This window comes from Thalassobacter sp. 16PALIMAR09, assembly GCF_000765485.1.
Lineage (GTDB): Bacteria > Pseudomonadota > Alphaproteobacteria > Rhodobacterales > Rhodobacteraceae > Thalassobacter > Thalassobacter stenotrophicus.
The window spans coordinates 95,186-114,581 of record NZ_JHAK01000002.1 but is presented as its reverse complement, the minus strand read 5'-3'; the positions used below and the strand labels follow the sequence as shown (position 1 = coordinate 114,581).

22 protein-coding genes are annotated in these 19,396 nt (G+C 57.9%); 9 read left to right on the top strand and 13 right to left on the bottom strand.

Annotated elements, in window-relative coordinates:
- The first annotated feature begins 3 nt into the window (after window positions 1–3).
- The 3 genes from trmD to rpmE are packed head-to-tail and all read left to right on the top strand — an operon-like array spanning window position 4 to window position 1,522.
- On the top strand, window positions 4–849 hold the full coding sequence (trmD, locus tag PM04_RS04400; RefSeq protein ID WP_038004123.1) for a tRNA (guanosine(37)-N1)-methyltransferase TrmD: 846 nt from the start codon (window positions 4–6) through the stop codon (window positions 847–849).
- 49 nt (window positions 850–898) lie between these two features.
- Window positions 899–1,288 (top strand): 50S ribosomal protein L19, encoded by a 390-nt coding sequence (gene rplS, locus PM04_RS04395; RefSeq protein WP_038004122.1) that lies wholly within the window; start codon window positions 899–901, stop codon window positions 1,286–1,288.
- 12 nt (window positions 1,289–1,300) lie between these two features.
- Window positions 1,301–1,522, top strand: coding sequence for a 50S ribosomal protein L31 (gene rpmE, locus PM04_RS04390; protein WP_038004121.1), 222 nt, complete (start codon window positions 1,301–1,303; stop codon window positions 1,520–1,522).
- A gap of 63 nt (window positions 1,523–1,585) precedes the next feature.
- On the opposite strand, the gene PM04_RS04385 is transcribed toward rpmE, so the two are convergent.
- On the bottom strand, window positions 1,586–2,914 hold the full coding sequence (locus PM04_RS04385; protein ID WP_038004120.1) for an MmgE/PrpD family protein: 1,329 nt from the start codon (window positions 2,912–2,914) through the stop codon (window positions 1,586–1,588).
- A gap of 165 nt (window positions 2,915–3,079) precedes the next feature.
- On the opposite strand from PM04_RS04385, the gene PM04_RS04380 reads away from it, so the two are divergent.
- Window positions 3,080–3,889 carry a division plane positioning ATPase MipZ gene (locus PM04_RS04380; protein ID WP_038004119.1) on the top strand — a complete coding sequence of 270 codons (810 nt, stop codon included), beginning with the start codon at window positions 3,080–3,082 and terminating at the stop codon, window positions 3,887–3,889.
- Here PM04_RS04380 and PM04_RS04375 read toward each other — a convergent pair.
- The 9 genes from PM04_RS04375 to PM04_RS04335 form a co-directional block, all read right to left on the bottom strand.
- Complete coding sequence (locus tag PM04_RS04375; RefSeq protein WP_038004116.1) at window positions 3,886–4,467, bottom strand: FMN-dependent NADH-azoreductase; 582 nt, start codon at window positions 4,465–4,467, stop codon at window positions 3,886–3,888. The two genes, PM04_RS04380 and PM04_RS04375, sit on opposite strands and share 4 nt — an antisense overlap.
- A gap of 103 nt (window positions 4,468–4,570) precedes the next feature.
- On the bottom strand, window positions 4,571–5,581 hold the full coding sequence (locus PM04_RS04370) for a cytochrome d ubiquinol oxidase subunit II (RefSeq protein WP_038004115.1): 1,011 nt from the start codon (window positions 5,579–5,581) through the stop codon (window positions 4,571–4,573).
- 6 nt (window positions 5,582–5,587) lie between these two features.
- Window positions 5,588–6,997, bottom strand: a complete 1,410-nt coding sequence (locus PM04_RS04365) for a cytochrome ubiquinol oxidase subunit I (protein WP_234702807.1) — start codon at window positions 6,995–6,997, stop codon at window positions 5,588–5,590.
- 4 nt (window positions 6,998–7,001) lie between these two features.
- Window positions 7,002–7,553, bottom strand: coding sequence for a GbsR/MarR family transcriptional regulator (locus PM04_RS04360; RefSeq protein ID WP_038004113.1), 552 nt, complete (start codon window positions 7,551–7,553; stop codon window positions 7,002–7,004).
- Window positions 7,554–7,658: 105 nt separating this feature from the next.
- The gene (locus PM04_RS04355) at window positions 7,659–8,714 is read right to left on the bottom strand and encodes a HesA/MoeB/ThiF family protein (RefSeq protein ID WP_038004111.1); all 1,056 of its coding nucleotides are present in this window, start codon (window positions 8,712–8,714) and stop codon (window positions 7,659–7,661) included.
- 1 nt (window position 8,715) lies between these two features.
- On the bottom strand, window positions 8,716–9,183 hold the full coding sequence (gene dut, locus PM04_RS04350; RefSeq protein WP_038004110.1) for a dUTP diphosphatase: 468 nt from the start codon (window positions 9,181–9,183) through the stop codon (window positions 8,716–8,718).
- Entirely contained in the window at window positions 9,180–10,376 is a 1,197-nt protein-coding gene (coaBC, locus tag PM04_RS04345; protein ID WP_038004109.1) for a bifunctional phosphopantothenoylcysteine decarboxylase/phosphopantothenate--cysteine ligase CoaBC, read from the bottom strand. The genes dut and coaBC overlap by 4 nt, the downstream gene beginning before the upstream one ends.
- A 66-nt stretch (window positions 10,377–10,442) precedes the next feature.
- On the bottom strand, window positions 10,443–11,162 hold the full coding sequence (locus PM04_RS04340; RefSeq protein ID WP_324618313.1) for a ChaN family lipoprotein: 720 nt from the start codon (window positions 11,160–11,162) through the stop codon (window positions 10,443–10,445).
- 95 nt (window positions 11,163–11,257) lie between these two features.
- Window positions 11,258–12,136, bottom strand: a complete 879-nt coding sequence (locus tag PM04_RS04335) for an RNA polymerase factor sigma-32 (RefSeq protein ID WP_038004107.1) — start codon at window positions 12,134–12,136, stop codon at window positions 11,258–11,260.
- A gap of 82 nt (window positions 12,137–12,218) precedes the next feature.
- Here PM04_RS04335 and cobU point away from each other — a divergent pair, with 82 nt between their 5' ends.
- The 4 genes from cobU to PM04_RS04315 are packed head-to-tail and all read left to right on the top strand — an operon-like array spanning window position 12,219 to window position 15,808.
- A complete protein-coding gene (gene cobU / locus PM04_RS04330; protein WP_038004106.1) occupies window positions 12,219–12,761 on the top strand; it encodes a bifunctional adenosylcobinamide kinase/adenosylcobinamide-phosphate guanylyltransferase in 543 nt (180 codons plus the stop codon).
- On the top strand, window positions 12,758–13,318 hold the full coding sequence (locus tag PM04_RS04325; RefSeq protein ID WP_038004104.1) for a histidine phosphatase family protein: 561 nt from the start codon (window positions 12,758–12,760) through the stop codon (window positions 13,316–13,318). Before cobU ends, PM04_RS04325 begins: the two co-directional genes overlap by 4 nt.
- Before the next feature lie 59 nt (window positions 13,319–13,377).
- Window positions 13,378–14,247 carry a glutathione S-transferase gene (locus PM04_RS04320; protein WP_038004103.1) on the top strand — a complete coding sequence of 290 codons (870 nt, stop codon included), beginning with the start codon at window positions 13,378–13,380 and terminating at the stop codon, window positions 14,245–14,247.
- Window positions 14,248–14,293: 46 nt separating this feature from the next.
- On the top strand, window positions 14,294–15,808 hold the full coding sequence (locus PM04_RS04315; protein ID WP_038004101.1) for a YifB family Mg chelatase-like AAA ATPase: 1,515 nt from the start codon (window positions 14,294–14,296) through the stop codon (window positions 15,806–15,808).
- On the opposite strand, the gene gshB is transcribed toward PM04_RS04315, so the two are convergent.
- The 3 genes from gshB to rsmI form a co-directional block, all read right to left on the bottom strand.
- Window positions 15,805–16,743 carry a glutathione synthase gene (gshB, locus tag PM04_RS04310; protein WP_038005060.1) on the bottom strand — a complete coding sequence of 313 codons (939 nt, stop codon included), beginning with the start codon at window positions 16,741–16,743 and terminating at the stop codon, window positions 15,805–15,807. The genes PM04_RS04315 and gshB overlap by 4 nt on opposite strands.
- Window positions 16,744–16,822: 79 nt before the next feature.
- Entirely contained in the window at window positions 16,823–17,176 is a 354-nt protein-coding gene (locus PM04_RS04305) for a YraN family protein (RefSeq protein WP_038004099.1), read from the bottom strand.
- Complete coding sequence (gene rsmI, locus PM04_RS04300; RefSeq protein ID WP_038004097.1) at window positions 17,173–18,039, bottom strand: 16S rRNA (cytidine(1402)-2'-O)-methyltransferase; 867 nt, start codon at window positions 18,037–18,039, stop codon at window positions 17,173–17,175. Before rsmI ends, PM04_RS04305 begins: the two co-directional genes overlap by 4 nt.
- A gap of 107 nt (window positions 18,040–18,146) precedes the next feature.
- On the opposite strand from rsmI, the gene PM04_RS04295 reads away from it, so the two are divergent.
- Window positions 18,147–19,310, top strand: coding sequence for a penicillin-binding protein activator (locus PM04_RS04295; protein WP_234702806.1), 1,164 nt, complete (start codon window positions 18,147–18,149; stop codon window positions 19,308–19,310).
- The last annotated feature ends 86 nt before the right edge of the window (window positions 19,311–19,396 follow it).

Below are 19,396 nucleotides of genomic sequence, written 5' to 3'. Positions count from 1 at the left end.
GCCATGAGTGACCCCGACAAGCCAGACCTCGCCCGCCCTCGGCCCACCAAATCCCACGGGCGGCTATCAATCTCGGCCAGCCTCAAGCCACGCGCGCTTGTGACGGATACGCCGCGCCTCAAGGGCGCGTGGACCGCCAAGATCATCACCCTTTTTCCCAGCGCCTTCCCCGGCGTTTTGGGTGAAAGCCTGACGGGCACGGCCCTGCAAAAAGGCCTTTGGGCACTTGAAACAATTGATCTGCGCACTTTTGGGCTGACGAAACACCGCAATGTGGATGACACACCTGCGGGCGGAGGCGCGGGTCTTGTGCTGCGCCCCGATGTTGTCGGACCCGCGATTGAGCATGCCCAACGCGGTTGGAACGCGCCAATCATCTATCTGAGCCCCCGGGGCAAACCAATGGATCAAGCCATGATGCAGCGCCTGTCCGAAGGCCCCGGCGTCACGCTTTTGTGCGGCCGGTTTGAGGGCGTGGATGAGCGCGTTTTGGAACATTACGGCATCCAAGAGGTGTCTTTGGGTGATTTCGTCATGACCGGGGGAGAGATCGCGGCACAGGCCTTGATCGATGCCACCGTCCGCCTTATACCGCGCGTACTTGGGAATCAGGCTTCCACCGAGGACGAATCGTTCTCGCACGGTCTGCTCGAACACCCCCAATATACGAAACCGGCCACTTGGCAGGGGCGTGACATTCCTGAGGTTCTTCTCTCGGGGCACCATGCCCGGATATCTGACTGGCGGACGGACATGGCCGAAAGGCTGACGAAGCAACGACGACCTGACCTCTGGCGGGCTTATTGTGAAGATCACGATAGGGACCCGGGCGAAGACCAAGAGCTCTGAGGACGCGCCAATATTTCCCGAAAAACGGGGATCAGCATAGGAGCGTATCATGAACGTGATCGCACAAATCGAAGCGGAGCAAATCGCTGCGCTCGGCAACGACATTCCGGATTTTAAAGCCGGTGACACCATCCGCGTCGGTTTTAAAGTGACCGAAGGCACACGTACTCGTGTGCAGAACTACGAAGGCGTCTGCATCGCCCGCAAGAACGGCTCCGGCATCGCTGGCTCGTTCACCGTGCGCAAGATTTCCTTCGGTGAAGGCGTGGAACGTGTGTTCCCCCTGCACTCGACAAACATCGAAAGCATCACTGTTGTGCGCCGCGGCCGCGTCCGTCGCGCCAAGCTGTACTACTTGCGTTCGCGTCGCGGTAAGTCCGCACGGATCGCCGAAGTGACCAACTACAAAGCGCCCAAAAGCGCATCCGCAGACGCGTAAGGAGCTTTTGTCATGAAAAAAGAGATCCACCCCGACTACCACACGATCAACGTCAAAATGACGGACGGTACTGTTGTAGAAATGAAATCCACTTGGGGCGCCGAAGGCGACCAGCTGGCGCTCGACATCGACCCCTCCGTGCACCCTGCATGGACCGGCGGCAACTCGCGCCTGATGGACACCGGCGGCCGCGTGTCCAAGTTCAAAAACAAATACGCAGGTCTGGGCTTCTAAGACGGCTGATCTTCGGATTAACGAAACGCCGTCCCTTTTTGGGGCGGCGTTTTGCGTTGGGGACTATGGCGCTGGCAGGATTGCGGCGCGCAGGGCGCCTAGCCCGCCTCCTTTGCCCAAACCGTCCACTGCCGCCTCAACCACACTGGCTCGGTTCTTGCCTAGAACGGGCTCTGCATAGGCATAGAATTTCGCCCGGACGTCTGCGTTGCTAACAGGGTTTTCCGGGTCGCCCGGGGCCTCTGTGTCCGCTGATGTCAGGCGTTGCCCATCCTTTAGCACAACCGTCACCCGCGCGATCCGACGCTCGGGGAACGCTGCGGTAAAGCCCGCCTCTTCGTCGATCCGCATGCCCTGCGCGATCCGCGCGATTTCTGGGTCGTTTAGTGCGGCATCAGCCACGTCTGCCGGGTCTACCCGCCCTCGAACAAGGGCGACGGCGGCGGGAAAGGCCGTCGAATACTGGGCCTCTTCGGTGGTTTTGGGGTCCCGCATAGCAAGCCGCTTCGAGTGATGAAAAGTCTCAATCGCGATATGGTCCACCGTCTCAGACCGCAGCCCATGTGCGCGACGCACATCAAGAACCGCCTGTACCGGGGGCTGCGCCCAACGGCAGACGGGGAAATGTTTGAAATACTGCTCCGCGATGCACCACCGTTGGCCAAGGCTCTGCCACAGGTCCTGCACATCCGCACCTTCAACCGTTATCGCGGGCGCACCGGTGAACCCGTCTGCCGCCAAATAGGCCGCCGAAACCCCGGACATGGCCCCCCATCCTGATCCGTCCTTTAGCATGGTAGGGTGATCAATCACCCGCATCATCTGGCTGCGCGGCCCGTGGTATTCCGCAATCCCGATGGCATGGCGCGTCTGATCCGCCGTCAGCCCCATCGCGCGCGCGCCAAGGCCCGCCACACCCACCGCAACCCAAGCCCCCGAGGTATGATAATCGCTGGCCGTTCGGTGCAGCGCGATGCCTGCACGGGTCGCGAGTTCATAGCCCACAATAAACGCCGCGAGGAACTCTTGGTCATCCTCCATCCCTTCGGCCTCACTGAGGGCGGCAAGGGCCGGTAGCACACCGCAGCCCGTATGGCCCTTGGTCAGCTTGTGTCCATCGTGGGCATCCACGGCATCAATCGTGCAGCCCCCTGCTAAGGCCACCCCCGGCGCGCTCGCGGCGCGACCGTCAAACAGCACCGTCGCCGATTTCGCCCCCGGCCCGAAATGCGCCGTGGCATGACGATGGATCACGCGCGAAAGCTCTGTCTGCGTGCCTGCGGCCGCGACCCCCAACAAATCCAACAACCACTGCCGACCAAGGGCCTGCATCTGGGGTGGAATGTCCGTCAGCTTGGTATCATGTAGAAACTCCGTGAAGGCGTTGGCCATGACGTACCCTCCAAAGGCGTGCAATAGTCATAGGCTGGCAGGCTCTTTTCGGCATTCCCAGCCCAAAGCCGACAAAAAGCGACGTAATCTGACTGTGCAGCCGCTTCCCCCGCCTGCACTTCCTACCTATAGTGGCTGATAAGCATATCTTGGGGAAACGCCCGCATGGCACACATCATCGTATTCGGTAACGAAAAAGGCGGCTCGGGTAAGTCCACCTCCTGCATGCATATGGCCACGGCCCTTGCCCGGATGGGCAAACGCGTTGGCGCGCTTGATCTGGATCTACGCCAGAAGAGTTTCACCAGATACATGGAAAACCGCCTGTCTTATGGTGAGAAAAACGGCGTCACTCTGCCCACGCCCCGCTTTATCGAACTGCCCAAGGTGGATCGGGCGACGTTGAACGAGAATGAGAACCCGTTCGACAAATCTCTGTCACTTGCGGTGGCTGAGCTGGAAAAAGACAGCGACTTTATTGTGATCGATTGTCCCGGCTCGCACACGCGGTTGAGCCAGGTGGCCCACTCGCTGGCAGACACGCTGGTCACCCCACTGAACGACAGCTTTGTCGACTTTGACCTACTGGCCAAAGTGGACCCGGATACCAACAAGATTGAGGGGCCTTCGGTCTATTCCGAGATGGTCTGGCACGCGCGGCAACTGCGCGCAAAAGCGGGGCTAAAGCCGATTGACTGGCTGGTGCTGCGGAACCGTTTGGGCGCACAGCAGATGCACAACAAACGCAAAGTGGGTGAGGCATTGGATCAACTGTCCAAGCGCATCGGTTTTCGCGTTGCCCCCGGCTTTACCGAGCGGGTGATCTTTCGCGAGCTGTTCCCCCGCGGCATGACCCTTTTGGACCTGCGCGACATTGGCATCGCCAACATGAACATGTCCAATATTGCCGCCCGGCAGGAAGTGCGGGATCTTGTCCACGCGCTGAACCTGCCGGACGTCACGGCTGATTTTTAGGCTGCGATTTCGTCGACCTGAGCGTTCGCTTCCGCGATCTTTTCATCGCCGCCGTTGCCTAGGCTGTCAGCTTTCACAAACTCAACATCGGTGATCCCGATGAAGCCCATGATGTGGCGGATGTAGCGGCCAGCAAAGTCGATCTCACTGTCGACGGGCGTACCACCCGAAGCGATTGCGATAATTGCGCGTTTGCCAGTCAGCAGACCTTTGGGGCCCGTTTCGGAGTACTGGAACGTCACGCCAGCGCGGGCGACCAGATCGATCCAAGCCTTCATCGCCGCAGTCACCGAAAAGTTGTAGATCGGCGTCCCGATGACGATCACGTCGGCGGCTTGAAGCTCTGCCACCATCGCGTCTGATGTGGCCAGCACGGCTTTTTGCTCATCCGTACGGTCGGCAGCCGGGGTGAAGTTCGCGCCGATCCACGCCCCATCAATTAGCGGTACGCCGTCCGCCAGATCGCGGCGCAGGACAGTCGCGCCCTCAAAGCGAGAGGTGATTTTTTGCGACAGCGCGCGGCTAACGGAGCCTTCGGCGCGGATAGAGCTATCAATGTGCAAAACAGTCTGGGTCATGGGGAAGCCTTCGGTGAGTTGGGTTGCTTCCCCTTCATTTGGCATGTTTGCAAGCAAACGCAACTATTCAGAATATATAGCTGATGTGCATTATTGCGCGGACTCAGTCATATCGGAGTTCCGTCGCTTTGCCGCGGAAAATCACATAGGCCATGACAGTGTAGGCAAGGATTGTCGGCACGACGACGCAAGCACCGATGAGAATGATCATCAGGGATTCAGGTGCCGAGGCGGCCTCATAGATCGTGATCTGTTCGGGCACCACATAGGGGTAAAAACTGTAGGCCAGTCCAACAAAAGCCAACACAAACAAGGCACAGGACGTCACAAACGGCACCCATGACCAGTAGTCGTTTTGGGCTGGCAGACGACGGAGCGAGAACCACAGCACACCCACCAACCCCAACGACATCAGCGGCAGCGGCGCGAGGTAGAGCGCTTCTGGAAAGCTGAACCACTTGTCGAAAATGCGTGGCGATACCGCGGGAGACGCGAGGGAGATCGCCCCAAACCCGAGTACCAGCCCCCAGACGCCCCCCTTAGCCCAAGCGACTGCTTTGCGCTGCAACGCGCCTTCAGTTTTGAGGATCAACCACGCGGCCCCAATGAAGCTATATCCAACCGTCAGGAACACGGCCGTCACGAGTGCGAATGCCATCGTCAGCCACGTTTGCTGCAAGCCCATGATGTAGATGCCCAACATGTAGCCCTGCGCCAGCGAGGTCATGGTCGAACCGATCCAAAAGAAGCGGTTCCACATATCCTTGCGTTTGGCCCGTGCCTTGGCCCGAAATTCAAAGGCGACACCGCGCAGAATCAAACCCACGAGCATGACAAAAACGGGCAAATATAGCGCCGTCAGAATAGCCCCATGCGCTGATGGAAACGCCACCAAGAGCAGCCCGACGGCTAGAACGAGCCATGTCTCATTTGCGTCCCAGAACGGGCCAATGGACGCGATCATGCGGTCTTTTTCGGCGTCCTCCGCAAAGGGAAACAGAATGCCGACGCCCAGATCAAAGCCATCTAGCACCACGTAAATTAGAATCGAAAGCCCCATAAGCCCCGCAAAAACGAGCGGCAACCAGACGGATGGATCATCAAAAATGGACATATTGGATTACTCCGCCGGGGTCAGGATTTTGACCTGCGCTTCACCAGAACCACGCACTGCCATACGGATGCTGTCGCCCTTGGTCGCTTTGGTCGCGAGGTAGAAAATTACGCTGATGTACGCAGTCAGCAATGCCGCATAGATCGCGAGATAGGCGATCAAAGTGCCAAGAACCATCGGCGCGGGCACGTCGGCCACGGCCTCGGCCGTGCTCATCACGCCTTGGACCAGCCATGGCTGACGGCCGATTTCGGTGGTGTACCAGCCTGACAATGTCGCGACCCAGCCCGAAAAGGCGAAGGGTACCATGAACAGCATGATCGGCGTGGGAATGCTACCAGTCTGAAACCGTCGGCCCAGTTCATCACGCCGCGCCATAAGGGCGAGCGTACCCCAGCTTAGCAGCAGCATCGCCATGCCCGTGCCAACCATAACGCGGAACGACCAAAACACTTTATCCACCGGAGGGTGCAAAATCGTGCCGTCCTCTGCGACGAAATCATTCAGGCCGGGTACGACACCGTCAGCCTTGTGGGTCAGGATAATCGACGCAAGATTCGGGATTTCAATCGCGAAGTCATTGGTCCGCGTTTCCTCATTCGGAAGGCCAAACACCACCAGCGGCACGTTGGAGCGCGTGTCCCAGTTGCCCTCCATCGCGGCAACCTTGGCGGGCTGGTGTTCCAGCGTGTTCAGCCCATGAAAATCACCCGCAAGGATTTGAACGGGGATGAGCAGCGCACCAAAGACTAGCCCCGTGCGCAGTGTCGCCGCAACGCTGCGCGACCGATCCCCCAAAAGGTAGCGAAACGCACTAATCCCTGCGATCAGGAAGGACACGGTCAGCCCCGACGCAAGCAGCATGTGCACAAACCGGTAGGGCATCGAGGGGTTGAAAATGATCGCCCACCAATCGGTCGCGTGCGCCACGCCATCAATCATTTCAAACCCTTGAGGCGTATGCATCCAAGAGTTCAACACGATGATCCAGAACGTTGAGACCGTGGTCCCAAAGGCCACGAGGAACGTGGCAGTCGTGTGCAGCCAAACCGGCACACGAGACGCCCCAAAAAGCATGATGCCGATGAAAACCGCCTCTAGGAAGAACGCGGTCATGATCTCATAAGCCAGTAGCGGCCCCGCGATATTGCCGACTTTCTCCATAAATCCTGGCCAGTTCGTGCCGAATTGGAACGACATCGTAATGCCGGAGACGACTCCCATGGCAAAGCTTAGGGCAAAGATTTTCACCCAGAAGCGATATGCCTCCATCCACTTTTCATCGCCAGTCCATTGGAAGCGCAGTTTGAAGAACAACAGCATCCAACCCATCGCAATGGTGATCGTAGGAAACAGAATGTGAAACGAGATATTCGCGCCGAATTGGATGCGCGACAGAAGGAGGGTGTCCATCATGTGTCTAGCCTTTGGTGCGGGTAAATGGGTTTAGGCGGCTGGTTTTTTCGACCAACCCGCCCAGTTTGGCGCCGAGCGTCATCAATTGAACCAAACGCTCAGTCTCAAGCCGGTTCATGTCCTCATAGAAGGTGGACATCATCTCAATCAACTCGCGCAACTCAGCGATGCGGGCTTCGGCGTAGGGATCGCCCTGTGCGCCCTGCATTTCCAGTTCACGGAGCTTGGTCAGGGTCGGATCGATTTCGCGTTTCTTCCGCTCCGCGACAAGGGTACGGACGATCTCCCACAGGTCATCGGGGGTGGTAAAATAATCACGCCGATCGTCGGGCAGGTGGCGCAGGCGGACAAGGTTCCATGCCTGTAACTCCTTCAACCCCATGGACGTATTTGAGCGGCTGATGCCCAGTGCGGTGGTGATTTCCTCGGCATTGAGCGGCGTTTTCGACAGAAACAAAACCGCGTAGATTTGGCCAACCGTTCGGTTGATCCCCCAACGACTGCCCATCTCACCAAAGTGGAGAACAAACTCTTGAAGAAGGGGCGCCATTTTCATCTATTTTCCCATCACACAGTAATTTCAGAAATTTCTGAAATACCAGATAGGCCAAATTTTACCCCAAGAATAGAGGGAACGACAGGATGTCGCAGATGTGATGGTTCAGATATTTCCGCAGCAGGCGCAATCCGCGCGGCGCTTGATGCTGATGCTGCGCGTTTCGGCGTATAGACCGTCATAAATCAACATCTTACCACGCAGCGCCTCACCAGCGCCGGTGATCTCTTTGATCGCCTCTAGAGCCATCATAGACCCCACAACACCAGGCAATGCACCGATTACCCCGGCCTCAGCACAGGATGGGGCCTGCCCTGCGGCAGGCGGTTGCGGGAAAATACATACCAAGCACGGAGCCCCACCGGCGGGATCATAGACCGTCACCTGCCCCTCCCACTGGGAAATTGCACCAGCAACCAACGGAGTGCCCGTGGCCACGGCCGCTGCATTCACCATCTGGCGCGTGGCAAAACTGTCTGATCCATCAAGGATCAAATCGTAATCCGCGAACAACTCCTCGGCGATATCTGCGGTGAGCCGACGCTGATATGGGCGTACATTTACGTGCGGGTTCAAAGCCTTCATCGCCGTCTCGGCTGAGAAAACCTTGGGCATGTCAGAGCGGTCGTCAGTATGGATAATCTGCCGCTGAAGGTTGGACAGCGAGACGATATCGTCATCGATAACACCGATCGTGCCAACGCCCGCTCCGGCCAGATACATCAACGCCGGCGCGCCTAGACCACCTGCGCCAACCACCAGAACCTTTGCCCCACGCAACCGCATTTGGCCAGGACCACCCACTTCGCGCATCACGATGTGGCGTGCATACCGCTCCAGCTCAACCTCAGACATACCAGCCGATGGGGGCGGCGATTGTTCTTGGGCAATGTTTTTCTGGGTTTCGTCGGCGCGGGCTCGCAGCTTGCTCAGCACCTCACGATAAAGCCAAATCAGCCCGACCAGCCCGCCAAAGATCAACCACATGGACGCACTGCCGCCCGTAGCCTCGCGCAATGGCATGCCAGCAGGCATCGCCAATTGCAGGCCAAGAACGGCGATATACAAAAGCCCCAACATCAACCAGCGCGCCTGCATAGGCAGCCGCAAAATGTGCCCAATGCTCCAAATTAGAGCCGCAACACCAAGAACCAAAATCATATCAGCGGACCCCTGTTGAGCCAAAACCACCTGTGCCACGCGCGCTATTATCCAAGTCGTCGACCGGATCGAATTCAGCACGATGCACCGGGGCAACCACGGCTTGGGCGATCCTATCGCCGTGCGCAATAGTGACTGGCTCATCCCCAAGATTAATCATCAAAACACCCACATCACCGCGATAATCGCTGTCGATTGTGCCGGGCGTGTTGATCAGCGTCAGCCCCTGTTTGAAGGCAAGACCAGAGCGTGGGCGCAGCTGCAACTCATACCCCTCAGGGATCGCGATGCGCAGCCCGGTGGGCAGGATTGCACGGCTCATGGGCGCTAGGGTGCGACCCTGTTCGCGATGCTCGGCCGGGAAGTTCGCGCGGACATCGGCGCCAGCCGCCCCCTGTGTGGCGTAGGTGGGCAAAGCGACAGACGCGTCCGCCCAATCTGCACGCACGACCGCGATCCGAACATTCATGCTAAGGCCTTTGCGATACGATCCGCCAGCTTGCGCGCGGTCTCTGATTTACTCATGCGGGGCCATGCCTCCGTCCCGGTTTCGGTGACCAAAGTAACCGCATTTTCGGTGCCGCCCATAATTCCAGTTTCGGGGGACACATCATTGGCCACGATCCAGTCACAACCCTTTCGGGTCCGTTTCGCGGTCGCGTTGGCGACCACGTCATCCGTTTCGGCCGCAAAGCCAACGACCAACTTAGGCCGTTTGTCACCCCAGCCAGATACGGTTTTCAGAATGTCTGGATTTTCCGAAAACGCCAAAGCCGGGGCCTTGCCAGTGCCGTCTTTCTTCATCTTGTGGGCTGAACTGTTGTCCACGCGCCAATCCGCAACGGCGGCGGCAAAGACCGCTGCGTCAACTGTCGGTGCGGCCTCAACCGCGCACAGCATCTGAGCCGCCGTTTCGACCTGCACAACCCTTACCCCATGCGGCGGCGGAACGGCAGCCGGGCCGGTCACAAAGACCACCTCGGCCCCCAAGTCCCGCAACGCGCCAGCAATCGCAACACCCTGCGCACCGGATGAGCGGTTCGCGATATAGCGCACAGGATCAATGGGTTCATGCGTCGGACCAGAAGTCACAAGGACCTTGCGCCCAGCCAAAGGTCCCGCAATGAAGAACCTCTGCATCGCTGTAATAATATCAGGCACCTCAGCCATCCGACCCGGGCCAAATTCACCACAGGCCATTGTGCCATCGTCCGGCCCAACAAAACCAATCCCGTCCCCCATCAACGTCGCGACATTGCGCTGCGTGGCAGGATGTTCCCACATTTTTACATTCATTGCGGGGGCAATTAGCACGGGCGTATCCGTCGCGAGCAAAAGCGTAGAGGCCAGATCATTCGCTAAGCCCTGAGCCATCTTGGCCATCAGATCCGCAGTAGCGGGCGCAACCACGACCAAATCCGCAGCGCGGCTTAGCTCTATGTGGCCCATCTCCGCCTCATCGGTCAGGTCAAAAAGATCGCGGTAGACTTTGTTTGCCGCCAATGCGGACACTGACAAGGGCGTTACGAATTCTTCACCCGCGCGGGTTAGAACCGGGATAACCTCGGCCCCTTGCTCTCGGACGCGGCGGATCAAATCCAAGGATTTGAACGCCGCTATACCGCCGCCAATGATCAGAAGGATTTTCTTGTTTTGGAGCATAATGGCTGGCGTTCCGCGGCAGTTGAGTTGGCTGGACGTTACGGTGCGCCGCCGCAAGGAGCAAGATCAGCGAAAGGCCAGACAGGGATCGGGACGCTCTGCCGCGCTTGAAACAAGGGTGACGTCAAATGGCGCGTCCACGGCGGGGGCGTCTTCAAACTGGCCAAGCGTGCGCACTGTCACCTCGGGCGCCGCTGCCGCGAGGTAGACCGGCATGCCCCAGTCTTTGCGCGCATGGCCATTGCCCGTGATGACGACAACCGGGCCGCCCGTTTCATCCAGCGCTTGGAGCGTCACACGCGAAAAATGTGCATCGCGCAAGCGTTGCGCCGCGACCATGCCGGGCAACATGTTGGCTGGTAACGCATCACAATGCGCCGACATTTGCATCGCCTCGCGGGCTTTTTGTTCAGATGGATCAAGCGGCTGATGCAGTCCGAACGCGTCGGCACCATCACCGAAAATGGCTGTTATATCGCCAGAAACTGCAGCGCGGACTTGGTCACGTGGCAGGGCAGCACCATAAATTGCAGCACCATTCGCCGCAATAAAGACCGGATGATACATCGTGTAATCCGGCCAGCCAGAGGCGTTCCACTCCAACAGCTCGGACACATCCTCGGCCCGGTCCGGCACGCCCGCCGACAGCGTTTTGGCTTGCTCTGGCGTCAACATTTCAAACACGACGGCTGACGGCGCAAGGGACGCAATCGCCTCTGCTTGTCGCATGTGATGCTCCGGATTGTCGTGAATTTCGCCCAACAAAGCCACGTCAGCATCAGTCAAACGCGCGATCCAATCACCTTGCGCCCCAGCAGACGTAGATAGGGTCGCGCTTGCACATGCCAACGCGACCCCAACAAGCAACAGATTGCTATAAATCATACGAAAAAGGCTCGAACCTCTTTGGACTGACCTTCAAGGCTCTTGCGCATCTTGGTGAAAGCAGCGGCTTCAAGCTGGCGCACGCGTTCCTTGCTCAGCTTCAGTTCTTGGCCAAGACTTTCGAGCGTCCGGGGTGAATCGCGGAGCTTCCGCTCGCGCACGATAAACCGTTCACGTTCGTTAAGAGCGTTGAGAGCGCACAACAGCCATTCACGCAGCGTATCGGTGTCGTGACGATGCTCTACGGTTTCAGCGGCTTGCGCGCCATCATCCTCAAGCGCATCGATCCACTCACGGCCTTCATCCTCGGATGATTGCGTGGCATTCAATGAAAAATCGGAGCCGGACAAACGTCCTTCCATCATCTCAACATCGTGCAGCGGCACACCGACCTCTGTCGCGATCATTTGGCGCAATTGGTGCCGGTCCAGGTTCTCGCCAGCGGATTGCGCCTCACGCTCAAGACGGGCTTGCACGCGACGCATGTTGAAAAAGAGCGACTTCTGCGAGGATGTCGAACCGGTCCGAACCATAGACCAGTTCCGCATCACATAGTCTTGGATCGAGGCCTTGATCCACCACACAGCATAGGTCGAAAAGCGCACTCCACGGTCGGGGTCAAATTTGTCGGCAGCTTTCATGAGACCCAAACCAGCCTCTTGGATCAGGTCGTTCATCGGCGCACCATAGCGGCGGAACTTCGAAGCCATTGAGATCGCGAGCCGCATGTACGCAGTGATCAGCCGGTGCAAGGCCGCCTCGTCTCGTTGATCGCGCCACGCGTAGGCCAGCTGCAATTCCGTTTCGGCATCCAGCAGCTCTGCCTTCATCGCACGACGGGATAGTGTTGTATCGCTGTTGAAATCCAAGGCCATGATCGCCCCCTGAAGACTGTTGGTTTGGTTTTGTAAGTGATACGGGGGGCACACGACGTTGGATCACCAGGGGGCATAATTAATGTTGATTTTACCAAAGCTAACCCTAGTGACTGGCGGAGCTGCATCTGGAAAAAGCGATTATGCAGAGCGACTTATAGCCAGCTCCGGCCTGCCGAAAAAATATTTCGCAACGTCACAAATTTGGGATGATGAAATGGCGGAAAAAGTCCGCGCGCACCGTACAAGCCGTGCAGGCGATGGCTGGGATACCGTTGAGACGGGCACTGATCTAGTGGCTGCAATCCACGCGACGGTCCCGGATGAGGCCGTCCTAATTGATTGCGCCACAATGTGGCTGACGGCAATCATTATGGCGGACGGCGACCCCGCTGATGAAGTCCCGCGAGTGTTAGGTGCCCTTAGCCAGTCACCCACGCCGTTCGTCATCGTGACCAACGAAGTGGGGCAAGGCATCGTGCCAGACACCTCGATGGGGCGCGCATTTCGCAATATCCAAGGGCGTTTCAATCAAGCAGCAGCACGGCAAGCCGACAGCGTGATTGCCGTTATGTCGGGCCTGCCCTTTGCCCTCAAAGGAACACTGCCGAAGGTGTCGCAATGACCCGCTTTTGGTGGGTACGTCACGGCCCGACCCATGCAAAGACGATGGTTGGCTGGACCGATTTACCAGCCGATCTGTCAAACACCGATCAGATCGCGCGCGTCAGCGCCGCTTTGCCTGACGCGCCCATTATAAGCAGCGATCTGCTCCGCACCCGGACCACCGCAGACGCGATACAAGGCACGCGATTCCGGCTCACGCATGAAAAACGCTTTCGCGAATTTCACTATGGCGAATGGGAAAACCAAACGTTTGACGCAATCGACAGCCCCGAATGCCGTGCCTTCTTTGATGCCCCCGGTACGCAAAAAGCACCCGGTGGCGAGAGCTGGAATGACGTCACCGAAAGGGTAAATGCCGGCTGCGATGTGTTAACAGGCACCTATTCTGACATTATTATTGTTGCCCATATGGGGGTAATCCTCACGCAATGGGCGCGCGCGCTCAACATCACACCATATGAGGCCCTTGGACAGGTAATTGAGCCGCTCTCGATCACGCGGATCACATGGGACGGCAATAAATTCGAGGGTGATTTCGCCAATCACCATCCGTGATAGAGATGCCGTAAAAACATCATTGGCGCGTCGGCATTTAACAGGGCTATGCTTAGCTCATGACATATGACCTTTTGATCGGCGATAAATCGTATTCAAGCTGGAGCCTGCGTGCTTGGCTGCTGTTTGAACGCTTTGGGATTCCTGTGAACATTCACACCACTGAGTTCTATCAACCGGGGTTTGCGGAAGACCTGAAGCCGTGGTTTCCCGCGGCAACCGTCCCTGCGGTGCGCGCGCCTTCTGGGGCAGTTTGGACAGATTCCCTCGCAATCTTTGAAGGAATTATTGAGGCGAACCCTGAGCTGCCATTGCTTCCCAAAGATCCCAAAAGTCGGAGTGCTGCGCGGTCGCTCATGGCTGAAATGCACAGTGGTTTCATGGCGTTGCGCGGTGACTGCCCCATGAATTTGCGGCATAAATGGCAGGATTTTCGACCTTCAGAAGCAGTTATGCGTGATATCAAACGCATCATCATGCTGTGGGATCACGCGCGCAGTCTAGCTGGACAGGGACCTTGGTTATTTGGCGAATACGGGGCGGTTGATGCCTTCTATGCACCTGTCGCTGCTCGCATCGCGGGATACGGGCTGCCAGTCGACCAAGCCGCCTCAGAGTATGTGAGCGCGCATCTACATGACCCCTCCTTCCGCCGCTGGCGCGCCATGGGTGAGGCACGTAATCGAACGCTGAGCGAATACGACAAGGGCCTCCCCAAAGGACCCTGGCCTGGGCCAAAATCGCTCTCTGCCCAGCCGGTTGCAAAAGGTCCCTCGGGGAATGACATCTGCCCATATTCCGGTGAACCAGTAACCCATTTTCTTGAACTTAAAGGACGGGTCTTTGGCTTCTGCAATGCAACTTGCCGAGACAAAACATGCGCCGATCCAGAAGCATGGCCAGCCTTCATGAAGCTTTACCAATCGTAAACACCTTGCCGCTAATCCTGTCCCAAGATGCCATCGAGGGGCCGCAATGCTCGCAAGTACATATACCGTCGCTTTCGATGGATTGGTCGCACGACCGGTTAAGGTAGAATGCGCGCTCGCGCCCGGGCTGCCGTCATTCTCAATCGTTGGGCTTCCCAGCAAAGCCATTAGTGAGGCAAAGGACAGAGTGCGCGCCGCACTCGCGCACTTGAATGTGGCGATGCCATCCAAGCGGATCACGATCAACCTTTCCCCAGCGGACCTGCCAAAATCAGGCGCGCATTTCGATCTGCCAATCGCCGCCGCGATCCTCGCTGCGATTGATATGCTCCCACAGGATAAAGTCGCGCGCATAATGTCATTGGGAGAGTTATCTCTTTCTGGCAAACTGATCCCAATCAAGGGCGCGCTACCTGCCGCGGTCACAGCTGGCACACTTGAAACAGAATTATACTGCCCCGAAGAATGCAGCACTGAAGCCGCATGGGTCGGCGCCACGCGGGTGTTTGGCGTGTCTAGCTTAGCGGCGCTTCTGGCACATTTCACCGGGGCCAAACCCCTCGCGCAGGCGCATCCGGCCCACCTCGCCCCCATTCAGCATGATCGCGATTTGCGCGATATTCGAGGCCAAGCCCGTGCGAAACGCGCGCTCGAAATTGCAGCCGCTGGCCGGCATCATCTGCTAATGGTCGGCAGCCCGGGGTGCGGCAAATCCATGATCGCGGCCCGGTTACCGTCTATTTTGCCGAACCTCACACCGGCCGAAGCGCTTGAAACATCAATGGTTCACTCAATCGCAGGCCTGCTTGGTGAAGGGGGCATCGCCCGAACGCGGCCTTTTCGCGATCCGCATCACACAGCCTCAATGCCCGCGCTGGTTGGTGGTGGCAAAGGCGCCGGACCGGGTGAAATCTCACTCGCGCACAATGGTGTTTTGTTCATGGACGAGTTCCCAGAATATCAGCGCCAAACACTCGAATCGCTACGCCAACCCCTTGAGAATGCCGAAGTCGTCATCTCACGCGCGAATGCACATGTCCGATATCCTTGCCGGTTTTTGCTGATCGCCGCCGCCAACCCATGCCGCTGCGGACACCTCTATGACGCAAACCTCGCGTGCGGCCGCGCCCCAATCTGTGGCGCGGACTACATCGAAAAAATCTCAGGTCCGCTGCTAGATCGTTTCGACCTGAGGATCGAAATGCTACAAGTTCCTGCCGATGAACTGAAACGCGAACCAACCGGCGACAGCTCCGCTGAGGTGGCTGAGCGCGTTGCCGCCGCGCGCGCGATCCAAACTGAACGCTACGCCAGCATCGACAACACCCACACCAATTCGGATTGTGAGGGCGAAGTCTTGATGGATGTGTGCCGCCCAACACAGGCCGGGCAAGCGATGCTCGACCTCGCGACGGAGCGATTTTCGCTCAGTGCGCGGGGGTATCACCGGGTATTGCGAGTTTCGCGCACCATCGCTGACTTAGCAGGGGACGTTGATGTCGACACCCCGCACATAGGTGAGGCGTTATCATATCGACTGGTCGCCGCCCCTAAAGTTTAGTCCGCCAGCTTCCGCTCAATCGCATCCCAGATCAGTGCCGCGCCATTGACGCCGTCAAATGCTTCAAGCTCCCGCAAGCCGGTGGGGGAAGTCACATTAATCTCGGTCAGGTAGTCGCCAATCACGTCAATCCCGACAAAAATCTGACCTGCTTCACGCAACTTTGGCCCAATGGCTGCACAAATCTCAAGGTCACGGTCGGTCATTCCAACCGGCTCAGGCCGTCCACCAACGTGCATATTCGATCGCGTTTCACCCTCAGCAGGGACACGATTGATTGCGCCAATCGGTTCCCCATCCACAAGGATAATCCGTTTGTCCCCCGCGCTCACGGCGGGCAGGAATTTCTGCATAATAAGCGGTTCATTATTCACGGATGAAAACAGCTCATGCAGTGAATTAAGATTACGATCTTCGGGGGTTAGGCGAAACACGCCCGCGCCGCCGTTGCCGTAAAGCGGCTTAAGAATGACGTCACCATGCCGCGCACGGAAGGCTTTCAAAGTCTCCAAATCGCGGGTCACCATCGTTGGCGGTGTCAGCTCTAGAAAATCCAAAACCATCAGCTTTTCCGGCCAGTTCCGCACCCAAGTCGGGTCATTCACGACCAGCGCCTCACCCTTGAGGCGATCCAACACATGTGTTGTGGTGATGTAGCCCATGTCGAACGGCGGGTCTTGGCGCAGCCAAACCACATCCATGGATGCAAGATCGAGCTCAGTTTCAGGCTGCAGAGTAACATGATCGCCCACCACATTGCGGACTTCCATTCCGTGGCCACGGGCCATGATGCGGCCTGTGTCATACGCCAATGCGGTCGGTGGGTAATAGAACAGCTCATGCCCACGGGCCTGAGCCTCTAGCGCCAGTCGAAAGCTGGAATCCGCGTTAATATCGACACCCGTAATCGGGTCCATCTGGAATGCTACACGCAGCGCCATGTCCGTCTCCACTTAAACATCTTTGCCTAGATGGCGCAGTCGGACGGGCCGCGCAACGCACAAGTATACGCCGTTAAGCGCACAATGCGTTTTCGATGACCTCTATTTGGCCAGATTGATCGACTAGCGCCACGTCAAACCGTGATGGAGTAAGATCACCCTTCGGCTGACCAGACAGGAATTCAGCCGCCGCACCAAAAAGACGTTGGATCTGTCGGGGGCCTAGACTTTCCGCAGCACGTGCAAGCGCTTTACTTTTCTTGACTTCGACAAAAATACAGGTGCCCGCTTTTTCAAAAATGAGGTCAATCTCACCCCCAATACCACGCCAGCGATGCCCCAACAGTGTGTGACCGCCGCGAATGTATCGAATGGCAACCGACTGCTCTGCGGCCAAACCGGCAAAGTAATTGGTAAGACTTCTCATTTATCGCCCAATTTCAAAGCCATTTGATACGCATCCCTTCGTGAAATCGAGAAATCCTCCGCGATCATCGCGGCCGCCTCTTTGACTTTTAGCGTTTGAAGTGCTTCGCGCAGCGCCGCTTCGATATCCCCCTCAGAGGCGACCTCAACAACACCCTCACCGATCACGAGAACAATTTCCCCCTTCGGAGGGTGATCGATCACAGAGGCCAAAACGTCAGACATCATACCACGGCGTGTTTCTTCAAATTTCTTGGTCAACTCGCGACACAACGCGCATTCGCGATCCCCTAAAACTATCAGACAGGCTTTTAACAATTCGCTAATGCGCTTGGGGCTTTCATACAAAACAAGCGTCCCCGGGATCGACTTCAACCCCTTCAGGAACGTCTCACGCGCTTTGGCCGCGTTCGGTGGGAACCCCGCGAAATAGAACCGATCCGTTGGCAATCCCGCGACGCACAGCGCCGATAACACGGCCGAGGCACCGGGTGCCGCAAACACCGGCACATCCGCATCATGCGCGTCACGCACCAACTGATAGCCCGGATCCGCAACCATGGGCGTGCCTGCCTCTGACACATAGGCCACGGATTTTCCCTCCTGCAAGGCTGCCAACAACCGGGGGCGCGCAGTGGGACCATTGTGATCGTGATAGGCCACGATCTGGCGACCATCGCGTGAAATCCCATGCAATTCCATCAACTTGCGCGCGGTTCGCGTATCTTCGGCTGCAAGCATATCTGCCGCCCCCAGTATATCGAGACCCCGCAATGTGATATCCCGCGCAGCACCGATTGGCGTGGCAACAAGGTAAAGCCCCGGGGCAAGGCTCGCGCTCAGTGGCGATGTGGCGCGCGTCATGCTCAATTCCCTTCGCATCGTTTACTTGGCTGACTATAGGCTCTAGTTTCGACGGAAGGTCTATGGGATTTCGATGAATTCCCGCATTAATTCAAAGGGTGGGTCTCATGATCGGGTGGCTTTTTTCTCGTGTTTCGCGGTGCGCGATGTTGGTTTTGGGTGCGCTGGCGGTTGCGGGGTGTCAGGCCAACTTCCCCGGTGGGGGCTCCCGCGCGGTTTCCGCTGATCGTGCCGTGCCGGTTGCCATTTTGTTGCCCTACGGCTCCGCCAACGCCGGTGACAGTGTCGTCGCACAGGCCCTAGAGGACGCCGCACGCCTTGCAATCGGTGATCTTGCAGGGGTCCGCCTTGACCTGAGAGTATATGAAACAGCAGGTGACGCAGCCATTGGGGCCGCCGCCGCCACGCGCGCCGTAGATGACGGAGCCAAGGTCATTCTTGGGCCGCTTTATGCAGATGTTGCCGCCGCAGTGGGCGTCGCGGTGGCGAACGACAACGTCTCAGTCCTGAGTTTTTCCAACAACACTTCCGTCGCGGGGGGCAATGTTTATGTCCTTGGCAACACGTTTGAAAACACCGCAGATCGCGTGATCAGCTACGCCACGGCCCAAGGGCGCAACCGCGTGGCAGTCCTGCATGCCAACGATACGGCAGGCAGTATCGCCCGAGCTGCCGTCCAATCCGCTGTCGGTAAATCAGGCGCAACTCTTGTGGCCGCGATCCCATATGAGCTGTCGCAAGAGGGCGTATTCAATGCCGTGCCCATCGTGCGCGACGCTGTCCGCGAGGCCGGTGCCAATTCGGTTTTCTTCACTTCGGCCTATTCCGGCGCGCTGCCGATCTTTGCACAACTTCTGCCCGAAAACGGCATTCAGCCCGGTGATGTCCAGTTCATGGGCCTCGCACGTTGGGATGTCCCATCAGAGGCACTCAGCCTCACAGGACTACAGGGCGGGTGGTTCGCCCTACCGGACCAAGGGCTTTCGGCCCAATTCGACAGCCGTTTTCAAGCCGCCTTTGCCCGCGCGCCCCACCCCCTTGCGGGCCTCGCATTTGACGGCATATCCGCGATTGGCGCCGTCGTCCGCGATGCAGGCGAAATCGGCCCCGCATCATTGACGCAGCCCTCTGGCTTTGCGGGCGTGAACGGGGTATTCCGGCTGCGAGCCGATGGCACCAACGAACGTGCCTTAGCCATCGCGCAAATCATTGACGGCCAAGTTCAGGTGATCTCCCCTGCCCCAAGACGTTTCGGAACCTCGGGTCTCTAAGACCTCCGCCCCCCGCCGTTTACCGCGGGACCTAAGCACACTTGCCCCCAGCGACCTGATCGTTGAGGCACGCAGGATATTTGACG

Excerpts from the sequence above, each read along its gene's own strand:
- rpmE (WP_038004121.1), top strand. The coding sequence starts at position 1,301 with ATGAAAAAAGAGATCCACCCCGACTACCACACGATCAACGTCAAAATG.
- PM04_RS04370 (WP_038004115.1), bottom strand. The coding sequence starts at position 5,581 with ATGTCCATTTTTGATGATCCATCCGTCTGGTTGCCGCTCGTTTTTGCG.
- PM04_RS04355 (WP_038004111.1), bottom strand. The coding sequence starts at position 8,714 with ATGATTTTGGTTCTTGGTGTTGCGGCTCTAATTTGGAGCATTGGGCAC.
- PM04_RS04380 (WP_038004119.1), top strand. The coding sequence starts at position 3,080 with ATGGCACACATCATCGTATTCGGTAACGAAAAAGGCGGCTCGGGTAAG.
- PM04_RS04365 (WP_234702807.1), bottom strand. The coding sequence starts at position 6,997 with ATGATGGACACCCTCCTTCTGTCGCGCATCCAATTCGGCGCGAATATC.
- trmD (WP_038004123.1), top strand. The coding sequence starts at position 4 with ATGAGTGACCCCGACAAGCCAGACCTCGCCCGCCCTCGGCCCACCAAA.
- PM04_RS04305 (WP_038004099.1), bottom strand. The coding sequence starts at position 17,176 with ATGAGAAGTCTTACCAATTACTTTGCCGGTTTGGCCGCAGAGCAGTCG.
- PM04_RS04360 (WP_038004113.1), bottom strand. The coding sequence starts at position 7,553 with ATGAAAATGGCGCCCCTTCTTCAAGAGTTTGTTCTCCACTTTGGTGAG.
- dut (WP_038004110.1), bottom strand. The coding sequence starts at position 9,183 with ATGAATGTTCGGATCGCGGTCGTGCGTGCAGATTGGGCGGACGCGTCT.
- coaBC (WP_038004109.1), bottom strand. The coding sequence starts at position 10,376 with ATGCTCCAAAACAAGAAAATCCTTCTGATCATTGGCGGCGGTATAGCG.
- PM04_RS04325 (WP_038004104.1), top strand. The coding sequence starts at position 12,758 with ATGACCCGCTTTTGGTGGGTACGTCACGGCCCGACCCATGCAAAGACG.
- PM04_RS04295 (WP_234702806.1), top strand. The coding sequence starts at position 18,147 with ATGATCGGGTGGCTTTTTTCTCGTGTTTCGCGGTGCGCGATGTTGGTT.
- PM04_RS04385 (WP_038004120.1), bottom strand. The coding sequence starts at position 2,914 with ATGGCCAACGCCTTCACGGAGTTTCTACATGATACCAAGCTGACGGAC.
- PM04_RS04320 (WP_038004103.1), top strand. The coding sequence starts at position 13,378 with ATGACATATGACCTTTTGATCGGCGATAAATCGTATTCAAGCTGGAGC.
- rsmI (WP_038004097.1), bottom strand. The coding sequence starts at position 18,039 with ATGACGCGCGCCACATCGCCACTGAGCGCGAGCCTTGCCCCGGGGCTT.
- PM04_RS04375 (WP_038004116.1), bottom strand. The coding sequence starts at position 4,467 with ATGACCCAGACTGTTTTGCACATTGATAGCTCTATCCGCGCCGAAGGC.
- PM04_RS04315 (WP_038004101.1), top strand. The coding sequence starts at position 14,294 with ATGCTCGCAAGTACATATACCGTCGCTTTCGATGGATTGGTCGCACGA.
- rplS (WP_038004122.1), top strand. The coding sequence starts at position 899 with ATGAACGTGATCGCACAAATCGAAGCGGAGCAAATCGCTGCGCTCGGC.
- PM04_RS04335 (WP_038004107.1), bottom strand. The coding sequence starts at position 12,136 with ATGGCCTTGGATTTCAACAGCGATACAACACTATCCCGTCGTGCGATG.
- cobU (WP_038004106.1), top strand. The coding sequence starts at position 12,219 with ATGTTGATTTTACCAAAGCTAACCCTAGTGACTGGCGGAGCTGCATCT.